The organism is Neobacillus mesonae (assembly GCF_001636315.1).
GTDB classification, from domain to species: domain Bacteria; phylum Bacillota; class Bacilli; order Bacillales; family Cytobacillaceae; genus Neobacillus; species Neobacillus mesonae.
Genome location: NZ_KV440949.1, coordinates 498,821 through 513,172 on the forward strand (window position 1 = coordinate 498,821; position 14,352 = coordinate 513,172).

Annotated in this window: 15 protein-coding genes; 2 read left to right on the forward strand and 13 right to left on the reverse strand. The window is 41.6% G+C overall.

Annotation, left to right across the window (positions count from 1 at the left end; translation table 11 throughout):
* Positions 1-13: 13 nt before the first annotated feature.
* The 4 genes from A6749_RS02435 to A6749_RS02450 are packed head-to-tail and all read right to left on the reverse strand — an operon-like array spanning position 14 to position 4,022.
* A complete protein-coding gene (locus tag A6749_RS02435) occupies positions 14-592 on the reverse strand; it encodes a TerD family protein (protein WP_066384769.1) in 579 nt (192 codons plus the stop codon).
* Positions 593-619: 27 nt separating this feature from the next.
* Complete coding sequence (locus A6749_RS02440; RefSeq protein ID WP_066384773.1) at positions 620-1,237, reverse strand: TerD family protein; 618 nt, start codon at positions 1,235-1,237, stop codon at positions 620-622.
* A 31-nt stretch (positions 1,238-1,268) separates the two neighbouring features.
* Positions 1,269-2,375 (reverse strand): toxic anion resistance protein, encoded by a 1,107-nt coding sequence (locus tag A6749_RS02445; RefSeq protein WP_066384777.1) that lies wholly within the window; start codon positions 2,373-2,375, stop codon positions 1,269-1,271.
* Between the two features lie 3 nt (positions 2,376-2,378).
* Positions 2,379-4,022, reverse strand: a complete 1,644-nt coding sequence (locus A6749_RS02450) for a YceG family protein (RefSeq protein ID WP_066384781.1) — start codon at positions 4,020-4,022, stop codon at positions 2,379-2,381.
* Positions 4,023-4,241: 219 nt separating this feature from the next.
* Between A6749_RS02450 and A6749_RS28020 the strand changes: the two genes are divergently transcribed.
* The gene (locus A6749_RS28020; RefSeq protein WP_066384783.1) at positions 4,242-4,487 is read left to right on the forward strand and encodes a hypothetical protein; all 246 of its coding nucleotides are present in this window, start codon (positions 4,242-4,244) and stop codon (positions 4,485-4,487) included.
* Here the strand turns inward: A6749_RS28020 and A6749_RS02460 are convergent.
* The 9 genes from A6749_RS02460 to A6749_RS02500 form a co-directional block, all read right to left on the reverse strand.
* Complete coding sequence (locus A6749_RS02460; protein WP_066384794.1) at positions 4,434-5,270, reverse strand: HAD family hydrolase; 837 nt, start codon at positions 5,268-5,270, stop codon at positions 4,434-4,436. The genes A6749_RS28020 and A6749_RS02460 overlap by 54 nt on opposite strands.
* On the reverse strand, positions 5,267-6,382 hold the full coding sequence (locus A6749_RS02465; RefSeq protein ID WP_066384805.1) for a cysteine protease StiP family protein: 1,116 nt from the start codon (positions 6,380-6,382) through the stop codon (positions 5,267-5,269). The genes A6749_RS02460 and A6749_RS02465 overlap by 4 nt, the downstream gene beginning before the upstream one ends.
* Entirely contained in the window at positions 6,369-7,739 is a 1,371-nt protein-coding gene (locus A6749_RS02470; RefSeq protein WP_066384811.1) for a phosphoribosyltransferase family protein, read from the reverse strand. Before A6749_RS02470 ends, A6749_RS02465 begins: the two co-directional genes overlap by 14 nt.
* On the reverse strand, positions 7,681-8,877 hold the full coding sequence (locus A6749_RS02475; RefSeq protein WP_066384815.1) for an HpcH/HpaI aldolase/citrate lyase family protein: 1,197 nt from the start codon (positions 8,875-8,877) through the stop codon (positions 7,681-7,683). Before A6749_RS02475 ends, A6749_RS02470 begins: the two co-directional genes overlap by 59 nt.
* Positions 8,878-8,963: 86 nt before the next feature.
* Entirely contained in the window at positions 8,964-9,728 is a 765-nt protein-coding gene (locus A6749_RS02480) for a TerC family protein (RefSeq protein ID WP_066384817.1), read from the reverse strand.
* A 208-nt stretch (positions 9,729-9,936) separates the two neighbouring features.
* The gene (locus A6749_RS02485) at positions 9,937-10,518 is read right to left on the reverse strand and encodes a TerD family protein (protein ID WP_066384821.1); all 582 of its coding nucleotides are present in this window, start codon (positions 10,516-10,518) and stop codon (positions 9,937-9,939) included.
* Positions 10,519-10,607: 89 nt separating this feature from the next.
* Complete coding sequence (locus tag A6749_RS02490; RefSeq protein WP_066384823.1) at positions 10,608-11,201, reverse strand: YpjP family protein; 594 nt, start codon at positions 11,199-11,201, stop codon at positions 10,608-10,610.
* A gap of 124 nt (positions 11,202-11,325) precedes the next feature.
* Positions 11,326-11,760 (reverse strand): BrxA/BrxB family bacilliredoxin, encoded by a 435-nt coding sequence (locus A6749_RS02495; RefSeq protein WP_066384825.1) that lies wholly within the window; start codon positions 11,758-11,760, stop codon positions 11,326-11,328.
* A gap of 30 nt (positions 11,761-11,790) precedes the next feature.
* Positions 11,791-12,927 (reverse strand): conserved virulence factor C family protein, encoded by a 1,137-nt coding sequence (locus A6749_RS02500; RefSeq protein ID WP_066384827.1) that lies wholly within the window; start codon positions 12,925-12,927, stop codon positions 11,791-11,793.
* 183 nt (positions 12,928-13,110) lie between these two features.
* Between A6749_RS02500 and A6749_RS02505 the strand changes: the two genes are divergently transcribed.
* On the forward strand, positions 13,111-14,025 hold the full coding sequence (locus A6749_RS02505; RefSeq protein ID WP_066384830.1) for a nuclease-related domain-containing protein: 915 nt from the start codon (positions 13,111-13,113) through the stop codon (positions 14,023-14,025).
* Positions 14,026-14,352: the final 327 nt, after the last annotated feature.

Here is a 14,352-nt window from a genome sequence, read left to right on the forward strand (position 1 = left end):
CTTTCCTAACATATCAAACCTCTAATCCAAAATTACGGCATAATGATGCCAGTCCGCCTGCAAAACCGCTGCCGACGGCGTTAAATTTCCAATCGCCGTTATGACGATACAGCTCGCAAATGACGACAGCAGTTTCTACTGAGAAATCCTCGCCAAGGTCAAAGCGAAGAATTTCCCTTCCCGAATCCTCGTCCACCACACGCGCAAATGCGTTGCTGACCTGCCCAAAGTTTTGGTTTCGAGCTTCAGCGTCGTGAATCGTTACAGTGATTGCAATGCGCTCAATATGGGAAGGAACCTTGCTGAAGTCGATTTTGATTTGCTCATCGTCCCCATCGCCCTCACCTGTTCGGTTATCCCCCGTATGCTCTACAGCTCCGGTTGAATGTACCAAATTATTATAAAATATAAAATCATGATCATTAATGACCCGGCTGTTCGCGTCGGTAAGGAAGGCTGATGCATCTAAGTCAAAGTCCTGACCACCATGATAACGGTTTGTATCCCAGCCAAGTCCAACAATGACTTTTGTCAGGCCCGGATTCGTTTTTGTCAAATCAATTCTTTGTCCTTTTGATAAATTAATTCCCATTATGATCACCTCTTACATAAAATTTTCTTAACTAAACGAACGGACAACTTCGCTCAGACTGGCAGCATTGGTCCCAGAGCCGATTGCAGCAAATTTCCACTCATTACCGTGGCGGTAAATTTCACCTGTAACAAGACAGGTTAGTCCGCTGTAATTATCCGTTAAGTTATAATGGATTAATTCCTGATTATTGTTTGGATTCACAATACGAATAAAGGCATTGCGAATCATTCCAAAATGCTGTTTTCTTTTAACACAATCGTAAATGTTAACCACGAACACAAGCTTCTGAATATTTGCTGGAACACGGCTTAAATCGACCCAGATTTGTTCGTCATCCCCGTCGCCGTCCCCCGTTAGGTTGTCTCCAGAGTGCTGAACGCTGCCATCATTGCTCTTTAAGTTGCCAAAGTAAATAACGTCTTTGTTGCTCCCAAGCTTATCATTAGCTCCAAGCATGATAACAGAAGCATCACAATCGATGTTGGCCTGGCTTCCGCCGCCGCCAAACAGCGACCCGAAAAAGCCGCCGCCACCGCCGCTATTTTGTACAGGATCCCAGCCTAAGCCTACCAAAATTTTAGATAACCCAGGATTCCCTTTCGTTAAATCTACACGTTGTCCTTTTTGTAAATTGATTGCCATAACGATCACCTCATCCAATTATTAAACAATACTATGATTGTTGTTTCAGTTGTTTAAAGTTTTGCGTCAGCTGTTCTAAACGCTTTGTACCTTCTTCACGCAGGCGCTTATTTTCGTCTTCGATAGCCTTAGTTTCCTGCATCCCTTTTATAATAATGTTCCATGATTCTTCAATCGTTTCAATTTTAATGCTAGGGGCACCGGCTAGTCTTGCAATATCGGTGCTTTGCTGGGAAATGTTCTGTGCGTTACGCAAGAGCATTTCATTAGTACGACGGTCAAGTTCACTCATCGAATCAGCCACGAGCTTCTGTCTTTTTGCCGCAACGGCTTGAATTAAACCGTTTTTAAAAATCGGAATGGTCGTAACGAATGCTGAATTGATTTTCCCAATCAGCTTAGTGTTGCCTCGCTGCAGCATCCGAATTTGAGGTGCAGTTTGCAGTGACACCATTTTCGCCATTTCCAGATCGTAAACGCGCTGCTCCAACAGTTCAATCGCATTCTTTAGGGAATCGAGCTGCATCGAAGCAAGCTGATCTCCTGAAGCAACACGTGCTTCAAGCTGCGGCAGCTGAGTCGTTTTCAGCTCTTCTACCTTTAATTCACCTGCAACGATATATTTCTCAAGCGTTAAATAATATTGGTAGTTTTGCTCGTACATGTTATCAAGCATGGTTGTGGAATCCACCATTTCCTGTCGGTACTTTGAAATTTCCACATAAACTTTATCAATTTCAGATCCCATTGTTTGGTATTTTCCAAACAGCTTCTCAACCACTTTTTCGCCCTTTTTAAACAGCTTACCGAAAAAGCCGCCGGATGATTTTTGAAAATCCTTGGGATCAAACTTATCCATAATCCTGCCAAGCTGTTTTAACAGCTCGCCGGAATCCTCCACTTTGGTGGTTCGCATATTGCCTAATATTTGATCAGAAAACCGCGAGATTTGTTCTGCCGGTTCTTTTCCAAATTCCAATACTTGAATTTGATCGCGTTCATCGATGGAACGGGCCAAATTCTGTACTTCCGGTTCCTTGCGAAGGGCAAGCTTAATGTCGGATACTTTTGTTTCTGTCAATAAATCTTCGACAGGTGCTGGTGTTAAACCGCTGGATGGATTTGGTGTAAGATTCACTGTTTAATCTCCCCTTAAGTTTTTTAAGAACCCGTGAAAAAGTCCCTTTTTGAATATGGAATGAGACGGCTCTTTATACTCTAAATCAAAGACAACATCCTCCAGCCAATGGCTGTCGAATAAGCCTTCATCTAGGTAATTTTCAATATCGTTGTGACCGGTTGGATTATATACCAACAGATCAATACCGAATTGATTCAGTAACAGGAGCATTGCCGCATCCGATCTTGATAACATTCCAGTCTTCTCATTATTAAAAATAATGCATTTGGGAACCTCTTGCGAGTAATCAAACCGTTCTAGAAGTTGAATGATCTTTTTCGGGATAAACATTGCCTGGGTGAAAAGATAGATTTTTACTTCTTCAAGACTCTCCATTGGCAATGGTTTTAAACTAGGTTTTTCGCATATTTTCTTAACGGCATTTGCCAATCCTTTTTGCAGGCCTACAGGCAGGAAGGAATATGGCCAATAATGGGCCTGCATGATTTTCTCCGTACTAATTGAGCCATCACGTTCGAGGGCATTCCGATAATGAAAACGAAAATCGCTATGACTCGGAATCGTAATTGGCAGCCGGTGAATCAACATACAATTGTCTAATTGACTAAGAGTGTGAAGCCGCTCCCAATACTCCTTCCGATCCCTGCTGACACCGTTTATTTTGGCAAAAATAGACGGAATCTGGACCTGTCCATTACTGACATCAAATTCCGGACGAACCATTGCGATTTCATTACTAACGATAAACAGCTCATCATAGGTTGTTTTGAGCGTTAATGACGACGGCGTATAGTCCCTTAATTGCCACGGTTTATAAAGCCCCGACCCTTCCTGATTCAAGATTGTCTCAATCTCTTTGGAAGCCCTGTATGCCACGGTTGTTTTGCGGCTCCGTTTCTCCGTTGGAAACGGTTCAGGATGCTGATTTTTTGGATAACGATGAACAAAGATCTTTTCTTTAAGAAATCCCTCTATAATTTCTTTACCCTCAGGGTGAAAAATCACAATGTCACAGCCAAGCATTATTAAATAATATAAAAAATATTGATGGCTTTTTTTAACATCTCCGTACCATAAAAACTTTGGCATTGCCCTTTCAGGGTCTGCCGTTTCCAGAGGAGGTGCTAAGTGATTGATGGACCACTTGACTAAATCAACAAGCACACGTCTTAATTCGTGATTTTTCATTCCGTCTTGTTCACGCTCGGAATACAATTCCAATGTCGCAATCATCGCTTCCCTCAGTTTTCGGTGAAGGACAGGAACCTTTGATTTAAGCAATAATTTCTCACCATCAAGAAACGCTGCAAAGCGGTTGATTGACAGCTTTTGCTCCTGATGGACATTGATGACCCGCTGGATAGCTTGAAAATGGGCATTATCAATTGACTTATCAAGAGTATCCTCGCTAAGCAGATGTAAGTCTAATTCAGTTGATGAGACATAATCAAAAAGCTGATTATAGTATTCGTCTGTGTCGATTGGTACTCCAAGGAATTCCCCTAATACTTGCCCGATTTGAATGGTCCCATTTTCTAATGAATAATTGGGTCTTTCCGGAAGCGGCTTTTTAAGCATTCCAAGCCAATTTTCATATGAAAGGGCTACAGGTTGGATGTTTATTTGATTTAAAGATGTATTCATTCATAACCCCTTCCCTAGATAAGCGAAAGTTTTTGTTTTCATTGTTTAGCAAATTATGTAAGGTATCCTTTTCATCATAACACAGTTCATTAAATCGTTCATTTGTTTATACGAAAGATATGGGAAAATGTTTCACCATCTCATCACCTTTCCGCCACAATCACCTTTCTCCACGCACATGCATAGTAATAAATACTCACATTAAAGTAGGTGGCTCACATGAGATTTTTATATAAACGGCCAAAAGCAGAGCTTGTTTATGAAGAATTGGATGACGTGATGGAAGTGATGGCTTCTGATGTGTTCATTCTTCTCGATTTACTTATCTTCAGCCTGATTTTCACATTCCTGCTTGCACCTGCCATTGCTTCACTTGGCCTGTCATTCTTGTTTTTCATTGCCAGTTATAGTCTATTTTCCGGTCTTTATTTCTTTGTGTTTAAAAGATTGGCGGTCGAGCGGTAGGAGATTGACTATTTGATTCAAGATTTCTTCTCCTGCCATTACCCCTGGTTGACCTATTACAGTAAAAGCCGCATTTCCATGCATGTTTGCCAGTTCGCCATGATTTGGTACAAACCGATATTCGCATTTCTGCAAAAAGTCCCAATCAAGCACCGAGTCCCCTGCTCCTGCAATTCTGCTAATACCTTCACGCTGGCAAATATATGCTAAAGCCGCCCCTTTACTAATCGCCTTTGGAATGAAATAAAGCTTCCGGCCTTGCAATGACACCCTCCAGCCATACATTGACACAAAAGCTTCAATCGTACTTTTGTTAAATGAAGCCGGAAGCGCTGTAAGGGTATAATAGAAAAATAGATTTTCAACCTGCCGCAGCTTACCCGTAAAATAAATGCCCTCCCGCTTTAACAGCGCAAACAATTCAGCCATCGGCACCGATTCCGACTTCATAACACTGGAAATATGTGCCGACCATTCTTCCAGCAGCATGCCGCGATATAATATTTTGGCTCCATTTGTGGTGACAGCATATTGAAGTTGAATTTCGTTTTGAAAAATAATAAACCGGTTAAATTGCTCTGTCGTTCTTGTCGTTACCGGTATAAATAAAATTTCTTCACTAAGCTGTTTAAGGACTGTAAAAGCTTGCTCGGTCATAAAGCCGACCCATCGATCATCGTTCAGTTCAACTGGCTTTAAAGTTCGGCTGTCACGCCCGCCCAATTCTTCCAGCGCCCTTTCTGAATACATCAATGTGCGGTCAAGGTCGGAAGCGAAGATCATACCTCCGCCCCCTTCACCGATTTAATAATGCCGCAGCATAGATAGGTCAGTTGAGGATATTCGACCACTTCGACTCCCTTTTCTTCCGCCAGCATAAGAATATGTTTTACAAACGGACTGGAGGCATCCCGCATCAGAATTTTCCATGGCACCCTTCTAAGCAGCACCCTTGTTGTTTCACCCACACCCGGTTTAATATAATGCGTGCTCTCAACAGCAAATTCCTTTTGGATTCTTTTTACGTCCTCCATTCCTAAAAAATTCGTCTCAATTTGTTCCTCTTTCCTCTCGAAGGCAATTCGCTCTGCCTCCTCTGCAATACCAATAAACTCTTTTACAATTAAATCAATAAATTCGTTGGAAACATCTTCCGCTAACAGCTCTTTATAGAATTTAGCTCCATGAAAATCATCACTACCAATATAGTTTTTGTTTAAAACCGTCCGGCTCACCAACCCTGAAACAGTCGAGTTCAAGCAAGCGCTCGGAATTAAAAAGTCCTCTCTCGTTCCAAAAAGCCTCGTGCAATGCCCGGGATCGGCAATTACGGCAAGGGTATCATCAAGCTTAATTCCGTATTTTTGTTCATATTCCTTACAGGCCTTTGTTAGTTCAATTGAAATAGCCCCTTTACCAGTCCAGCCGTCGACAAATTGTATCGTTCCTTCAGGATGGGTGGTGCGAATATAATGGATGGCGTTTTCATCTATCCCGCGGTCACGGATAATCGAAACACTGTAATGCGGCAATGTGGCGCCAAATCGCATTTCAATATACCGTTTGATTAAAATTCCGACAGGGGTCCCTGCACGGGCTAGAGATACTATAATTGTATCTTCACCTTTAGAGTGAAAAATCTGTTCCGCCACGATTCCAATGCATAAGGCAACTTTTTGCTTATATTCCTGCAATGTCTTCCAAAAAAGATCGACATATTCCTTTGGCGGCTGATATTCAATTGGCAATGACTCGCTATAGTGGCGACCTGATTGAATTTGCCGCTCGCGATTTACAGTTGAGTCTTCAAGCCTAATATCACTTAAATTCTTTAAAAGAAAAACAACGTCATCTTCCGCATAAGTACCGAATTTAGCGGACTTAGTTGTCTGCATGCTGCTCACCTCTGCTTTTTGAAAAAAAGACAAGATTAACCAAGTTTATGTTTGTCTTTTTCAAATCCTCAAAGAAGGGTTCAAGATTCTTTAACTCTACTTCCCTCTCAAAAAATAAAAATAATTCATCATAGAATCCGGGAGGGATATTGTAGACAAAGTGCCTTACCTCAGGTTCCTCCGGATTAGGAAAAGACAAACCATATCTCGCCCCGTACCCCTCCCGATTTTCGATGTAAATTGGACTTCTCGTCGTTGATTGATAATATACTCCCATTCCCATTTCTGCGGCAATTTTCATCGGCAAATACATGAATTCACCTGTTCCAAGGCAAAGCGTCCGTTTTCCTTCTCGCTTTTGGCGTAAAAAGGCCGCTGCCTGGAAAGCTTTTTGCTCAAGTTCCTGATTTTGCATACTGGTTAACCCGAATCTGCCGCTCTCTTGTATATATGAAGCAGATCTAGTTTTGGAAGAAAAACCGGAAGAAGTAAAAAATGGTTCAACGTCCGTCATCTCTATTTTGATTGCTGTTTCTGTTTTCCGATTTTCAGGCTTTTGTTCCTCCATCTCACGCAGCTGTTTTACCAGCACATTACCTGACAATAGACTGACTGTATTAATTTTAATCCCTAATTCTTGCTCCACTTTTGCAAATTGACTTCGATGTGCCTCTGAGCGCCAATCCAAGATGGAAACGACCGTGTATTCGTTTCGCGGGAACTTACTTTGAATTGACTTGATTATATTTAATGCTGTTTTCCCGGTGGTTATTTCATCATCCACAAGAATGATTTCACGTTCATTTTGAATCATTTCTGGCGGGATATAACAGCGGTGCGAGGTCGCATGAGAATGCTCCTCCTCAAAGGTCACCTCGGGTTTAACATTTATTAATTCCTCTCTTGTCGTATGAAAATAATCGGCTTTTTGCAAACAGGAAAAAAATGCATGACCAAGAGCAGTTGCTGTTTCGGCAAAGCCGATCACAACTGGATGTATGTCGGGTGGAACGAATGGGTTAGGGACCTCACTCTCCCGGTCAAACTCATTGAAAAATGCTGATAACAGACGTTCTTTTTCGCTGCAGCGCAGGCCCTTAACAGATTCCATGAATCTTGACGCTAATAATGCGCCTGTCAATAACCCCTTCTTTGGATGAATCGGCACATGTTTTCCGAGCACATTGCTGACGAACAAAAATGCCCGTTTTTTATTGATCCGGGCTGCCATCGTGAACAGCTCCTCTACCTTCAGGTCATATGGATTATCATGCACATTGATTTCAACGTCCAGCGCATCAAGTATGTGATAGGTATACTTCTTGTTTGATAAGGTCGATGTTTGTATATTGTTCATGGAGCACCCCGTAAAGCTTTGATTTTAACATTGTTTTCTCGGCCCAATAAAGATGTGGTTTAATTTCATTCATCTTATTGGCAAATTCACTTTTCATTACTCCTATTTCCCCAGAAGCCGCCTGGATAATTGTCCTTGCATCAATATATTCCTCGTATGATACAACATTTAAGGCTTGAACCACCTTGATATGTGAAGGGTGAATAATTGTTTTCCCGGTGATCCCATTAGCGATATCCATGAGGATTTCACGAATCAGTCCATCCAAATTCTCATTCAATAATTTTTTGCGCCATTTAAGCCCTTCATCACCGTAACGTTCGCGAAATGGAGTTTGCCTGAGCTGTGGCTTCAGAATCCTGTTTTTGGCCGCAAAATACTCCCATACCGGCCCGGACACAACATAGGCGCTGTCATGTCTTTGAAAAACATTAATAATATCAGAAATACAATCTCTTAAAACAGCAATATCGTAAACTGTTGTATCCATGCTGCGGCGGATGCCGTATAGCCCGCAGAAATCTGTTGCCCCGATGCGAATGTTGAGGACATTTTCTTTATAGCGGTCCACAAGCCGCTTAATGTTCACCAATTCTTCCATTCTCGTCTCTTTTTGTATCACTTTCGCGGATTCTAAAATCGGCATCGCATAAAACGGGTACTGGTCTGAATGAATGCGGCGGACTGCCGCTAACAAAGCCTCCCCTGTTTCACTGTTAAACTTCGGAAGCACCACTCCGGTTAACAGCTGGATGGCATCCCCAAGCTGAGCCGCCACCCGCAGGAATTGCTCGAGGTTCCGAATGCGAATGAACATCAGGGGGAAGTCCGAATTAGTCAGGAATCCTTTATGAACTTCACCATAAAGTTTCCATAGTTCCCCTATCAGCATTCGTTCAGCAGCTTCAACCTGCTGGTCTCCAACCGCATCTTCAAGATCAATAACAAGAGAGGTTAGTCCCACATGTTTGTTGGAAAGGATCTCCTGATGTATATTGGCGCGTGTCGCAGGCATGTAGAGGGTTGCCCCCAACCCGTAGGCAAGAATTTCACGGCTCGTATACTTATTAAACTCCTGCGGTTTTTTATAGAAAAACTGGTCCAGCTCATCCTCGTAAAAATAGGTAAAAAACCTCATATTTATATACTGCTCCTTATGTAAGGTAAAAAATAAGGGAGACAACTCGCGGAAGCTCCCCTTTTAAAATATATATGTTAGATTTCTCAGCCTTCTGCTTTCTTTTTGTTCAAGAAGTGAACAATAAAGGTTGCACCAAAGGTAAACAATAAAATGATAAAGAAATATAGCGGCGGCATTTCGTAATGGAATAACACGCCAAGGAACATTTTAACCGAAATAATTAGAATTAAAATATAGGCCGTTGTTTCTAATTCCGGCACACGGTCAATCAAGGTCAAGAATACGCCGGCTACTCCCCGCATCATTAGGACCCCAAGCATACCGCCGATTAACAGTACCCAAACCTCGTTGCTGACACCAAAAGCTGCCAGGACGCTGTCGACTGAAAAAGCGATGTCCATTAGCTCAACAGAAGCGACCGTTCCCCAAAAAGTCCCGAACAGACGGATAAATATACCATTTTGATTGATGCCCTCTTCTTCATCATTTTCTCCGTTGTCGCCTTTACGCTTATCAATAAAATATTTAATCGCTAACCACGCAAGATATGCTGCACCTATTGCTTTTACCCACCAAAGCTTAATTAAGTAAACACCAAGTCCGATGGCAATAAAGCGAAAGCAGTAAGCTCCAAGCAGTCCATAGAATAAAGCCTTTTTCCGCTTCTCGGGCGGCAGATGCTTTACCATTACGGCTAAAACGAGCGCATTATCCGCTGAAAGAAGTCCTTCAAGAATAACCAGTGTACCAATGAGCCCCCATGCAACCGGGTCGGTTAAAACTTCTCCCCACATATGCCAATCAAAAAATTGCGCATACGTATCAAGAATACCTTGTAAAACTGACATTAAGTGTGTTCCCCCTAAGATAGACTGAATAAAAAGTGTAAGCGCCTCGGTCAGCCCCGAAAAGCATAAGACAATCCGTCAAGAAGGTTGATTTTTAACCCTCTTGACGGATTGGCTGTAGACCATCGAGGGGCTAGGCGCTGGAGCTGGATGAAAATAGTTGTCAAAAAGACCCAGCTTACTGCCGGGTCTACACATCCATTACCGATTAACCAACCTGTAAGCCAAAATCAGTTGCCAGTGCCGCTAAGCCGCCTTGATAGCCGCTGCCGATCGCACTGAATTTCCACTCGCCATTATGGCGGTACAATTCGCCCACTACAATTGCTGTTTCAATCGAGAAGTCTTCACCCAAATCATAACGAATTAATTCTTCGCCCGTTTCTTCGTTAAAAATGCGGGCATAAGAGTTGGAAACCTGTCCAAAGTTTTGGTTTCTGCTCGCAGCATCATGAATGGTGATTGTAAAAGCAACGCGTTGAATATTAGCTGGAATCGCAGTTAAATTAATATTTACCTGTTCATCGTCACCGTCACCTTCACCTGTACGGTTATCACCGGTATGTACAACAGAGCCGTTACCACCTTGCGGGTTATTATAGAACACAAAATCCGTTTCGGTTGACACTTTGCCATTTTCCCCTAACAAAAACACAGATGAATCCAAGTCAAAATCATGTCCGCCGTCGTACTTATTTGTGTCCCATCCAAGTCCGACAACCACTTTCGTTAACCCGGGATTTGTCTTTGTTAAATCAACTTTTTGTCCTTTTGATAAACTTACAGCCATTTTTTCATTCCTCCAATTTAGTTGATAGTTTATTTACGAGATTTTTCAAAAAAAGTTTCAGCAAAAAATCATTTTTTTTGTAAAAAATCTTAACTCATCCATTTTGGCGGTGTATTTTTGTCCCAATAGATAGAACCTAGGTCATGGTGTGTTTGATAATCATCATGATACGTATGGTAGTGAAAATTAAACCAATAGCCAGCTTGAGGTGGATTCTCTCTTCTGACATGGAACCTGAGAATATCTTTCCCTGTTTCGGCATTTTTTATATTAAAAATTTTCTCAGAAAGACCTTTACCCGGTTGTTCTGTGATGGTTAAGTTTTGCAAATCGTCTTCGGGAAATTGCGCCGCTGTTTCCTCCAGGGCAGCTTCAATATTCGGCAGAATCACTTCTCGGAATTCATTTTCAATTACCGGCTTAATTCTAGTTCCAAATTTTTGATAGGATTGAAGTTCCGCTTGTTTTAACAAATCTTGCATGAACGCTGCTTTATTAAATTGGGATTCGTCTATGAACTCGTTTTTTCGAGCAAAATTGTTTTCAATCGAAGGGGCTTCAACTACATCCCGGTCCGTATGATTTTCGGCATTGACCGTATTCATCAGCTGGGACGGTGTTACCAGACCAAAGGTTAAGATGGAAACGATAACAAATAACGATTTCTTAAGCCATTTATTCATAAAAGGGATCACCAATTTTCTTTTAAAAATAATAGATTACTGTTTATATAAAACATTATATCTCTTTTTTTGAAAAAATGGAAAAAATAATAAAGAGACGACACATAGTTCGTCTCCATTTTATTTAGCAATTGGCGTCGAAAGCCCCCATTAAATTTTGCATAACTGCTTCCATCGGCATCCCTTCAATATCATGTCGTGGGATAAAATGCACCACTTTTTTCCCTTTTAAAAGCGCCATTGACGGGGAGGAAGGCTCATATCCTTCAAAATACTCGCGCATTTTGGCGGTTGCCTCTTTATCCTGGCCGGCAAATACGGTCACAAGATGGTCAGGCTTTTTCTCGCTATTTACGACTGCTTGCGTTGCTGCCGGGCGGGCTAATCCAGCCGCGCAGCCGCAAACGGAGTTAACCACCACAAGGGTTGTTCCTTCGGCGTTTTCAATAAACTTTTCAACGTCTTCTGGCGTTGTTAATTCTTCAAACCCGGCCGTTGTTAACTCCTGCCGCATAGGTGAAATAATTTGTTTCATATATTCTTCATATGCATTTGACATGTATCCTACACTCCATTTCTTTTTTGGAAACTACTCTTCTGTTTTTCTTGCTTCGGTCATCTGCTTCCATACAGAACCTTTTGCTTCTTCGCCGCCTTCAATTCTTTCGATAGCCATTTTAATTTGCATGCTGACTTCAAATTCGGGATCAGTGTCGGCAGCTTTTAATGCCGGCAGCGCCTGCTCATCACCAACTTCATATAGAAACATCGCGGCCCGCCAGCGGACTAATTTACTTGCATCCTTTAATGCTTTCATCATTTCCGGAATCGCTTCAGTGAATCCTAAGTCGGATAGGCAATCTCCTGCGGTTCTGCGGACTGTGACCGTTTTATCAGTTAATGCCTGGTAAAGGAGCGGCAGTACCGCTTTGTCCTCGATCATTCCGAGGTAAACGGTCGCAAGCCGGCGAATTGAAGGTTTTTCATCCTCCAATGCTTTTTCAAGAACAGGTAGATCATTAAGCTCAGGATCATCCATCTGCTCAAGCAGCTGGTATCTAATTCGCCAATCAGGATTTTGCAGGTCTTCAATCGTTACTTTTTTGCGAACGCGTTTTGTTTTTTGTTCCGCTGTTGAATCTGGCGTCTGTGCCTTTTTAACTAATTCATTCAGCCTTTCCATCGGATAGGCAGCGATTAATTCCTCGACAACCTCCTGCCCGACCTGATCCATATCGCCGTATCTCACGCCTTGATTTTGCCATTTGCGCAGCAAAATATAATTGTCCACAGGCAGCTGGGCCTTTTCTCTTTCCTTTAAAAAGTATTCCGGCATGCCGAAACGTTTTTCTGTTGTACCATCTGTCAGTTTAACCTGAAGCGGGATTCCTTTAAACATTTGCACTTCGACTTTTATTTCGCCAAAATGCTCGTTCATCGTTTGAGTTCCTCCGGCCGCTTCATCAGCCTTTTCACCGAAAGCCTTGCGGACTTTAGGGAGAATTTGCTGCCAGTCAAATTTTGCATTACGCTCAACAGCCAGGAAATCCGCCACATGGTAAACTCCCTTAACTCCTTCAATTTGAAGAATCGCTTGGATGGTTTGCGGCGCATCATTGGCCGTTTCTTTTTTATAATTATGGCTTTTCCCCATCGGCAGCTCTTGATCTAATATGATTTTCATTGTATTGGGACTTGGCGTTGGTTCAATAGCCTTTATTTTCAACACAATCACCTTATTCTAATGTATTCTTTAACAAGTTTAACATACTAGAGATAGTTCATTCATGCAAAATGCCTATTTGGCCGTTTAAAGGTTAACAAAAGATTCATAATTAAGAACTCGCAAACCTTTTAATTTTTATAAAATAAACTTGAAGTTTTGTAAAAATAAGAAAGGACGTGCTTTATGATTAAAAGACCCCTTGTTAAACCTGCCAAATTAACTCTTCTGGAATTCTTGGACAAACGTATGACTTTACCTGCTGAAAACAAGTATTATTTTTTGAACCTCAAAAAAGGCTATGAAGGCGAAGTTATGTTTAATACACTGACAGAAAAACTTTCGTGTGACTGCCACATATTAAATGGGCTGCGCTTCAAATTTAACAATACCATCTTTCAAATTGATTCAATGATTTCTACAGGGCAAACCTTGTTTATGAATGAAGTGAAAAACATGACTGGTGACTATTATTATAAAGATAATCACTTTTATTCGATAAACGGCGAGGAACGCAAAGATCCGCTCGTCCAAATGGAGCGTGCCTCATCCCAGCTACGCCAGCTGATCCACAGTCTTGGGTTCCAGGTTAAGGTTCAGCCCAATGTGGTTCATGTAAATCCCGAATTCACCTTATATCAAGCTCCCCAAAATGCGCCCATTATTTTTCCAACACAGCTTCATCGTTATGTAAATAACTTAAATACAATCTCTACTAAGTTAAATCGAAATCATGATCTATTAACCGAAAGATTAATTTCGCTCCATGTCGAAGAGGACCCTTATGCCCAATTACCGACCTATACATATAAGGGAATGAGAACAGGGATGACTTGTGGGATTTGCGATTCATTTGAAATTACTTTACATGGTAAAAATGGCATTTGCAGAGATTGCGGGCATGTGGAGACAGTGGAAGCTATAGTCTTGCGGAATGTTTGGGAGTTAAAGATGCTTTTTCCAGAGTTGAAAATTACGACTAATCTTGTATTTGATTGGTGCGGGGGAGCGGTGAGTAGAAAAAGGATTAGTCGAATTCTAGGAAGGCATTGTAAGATGTTTGGAAGTGGACCGTGGGCATATTATGTCCTAGAAGATTAATTTATAGTTATGACATTAAGGGATGTATAATCTTGAGGACAATTTTTCCTTTTTAAAGTATATAATGTCCTCAAGATTATTTATTAAAGACATTTTGCTTATATAGCATCTGCGTTTTGTCTTCAAGATGCCCTATCGAAGACATTTTCCGATGCTTCTACCTTCGTTTTTTCCTCAAGATGCCTTATCGAAGACAAATTCTACCACTTCCACCCGCGTTTTGTCCTCAAGGCACCCTATCGAAGACATTTTTCGCCGCTTCTACCTTCGTTTTGTCCTCAAGATGCCTTATCAAAGACAAATTCTACCGCTTTCCCACAGGTTTTG

What these genes read in the sequence shown, in the direction of transcription:
- A6749_RS02435 (WP_066384769.1), bottom strand. Translation starts at nt 592, where the DNA reads ATGGGAATTAATTTATCAAAAGGACAAAGAATTGATTTGACAAAAACG.
- A6749_RS02440 (WP_066384773.1), bottom strand. Translation starts at nt 1,237, where the DNA reads ATGGCAATCAATTTACAAAAAGGACAACGTGTAGATTTAACGAAAGGG.
- A6749_RS02450 (WP_066384781.1), bottom strand. Translation starts at nt 4,022, where the DNA reads ATGAATACATCTTTAAATCAAATAAACATCCAACCTGTAGCCCTTTCA.
- A6749_RS28020 (WP_066384783.1), top strand. Translation starts at nt 4,242, where the DNA reads ATGAGATTTTTATATAAACGGCCAAAAGCAGAGCTTGTTTATGAAGAA.
- A6749_RS02460 (WP_066384794.1), bottom strand. Translation starts at nt 5,270, where the DNA reads ATGATCTTCGCTTCCGACCTTGACCGCACATTGATGTATTCAGAAAGG.
- A6749_RS02465 (WP_066384805.1), bottom strand. Translation starts at nt 6,382, where the DNA reads ATGCAGACAACTAAGTCCGCTAAATTCGGTACTTATGCGGAAGATGAC.
- A6749_RS02470 (WP_066384811.1), bottom strand. Translation starts at nt 7,739, where the DNA reads ATGAACAATATACAAACATCGACCTTATCAAACAAGAAGTATACCTAT.
- A6749_RS02475 (WP_066384815.1), bottom strand. Translation starts at nt 8,877, where the DNA reads ATGAGGTTTTTTACCTATTTTTACGAGGATGAGCTGGACCAGTTTTTC.
- A6749_RS02480 (WP_066384817.1), bottom strand. Translation starts at nt 9,728, where the DNA reads ATGTCAGTTTTACAAGGTATTCTTGATACGTATGCGCAATTTTTTGAT.
- A6749_RS02485 (WP_066384821.1), bottom strand. Translation starts at nt 10,518, where the DNA reads ATGGCTGTAAGTTTATCAAAAGGACAAAAAGTTGATTTAACAAAGACA.
- A6749_RS02490 (WP_066384823.1), bottom strand. Translation starts at nt 11,201, where the DNA reads ATGAATAAATGGCTTAAGAAATCGTTATTTGTTATCGTTTCCATCTTA.
- A6749_RS02495 (WP_066384825.1), bottom strand. Translation starts at nt 11,760, where the DNA reads ATGTCAAATGCATATGAAGAATATATGAAACAAATTATTTCACCTATG.
- A6749_RS02505 (WP_066384830.1), top strand. Translation starts at nt 13,111, where the DNA reads ATGATTAAAAGACCCCTTGTTAAACCTGCCAAATTAACTCTTCTGGAA.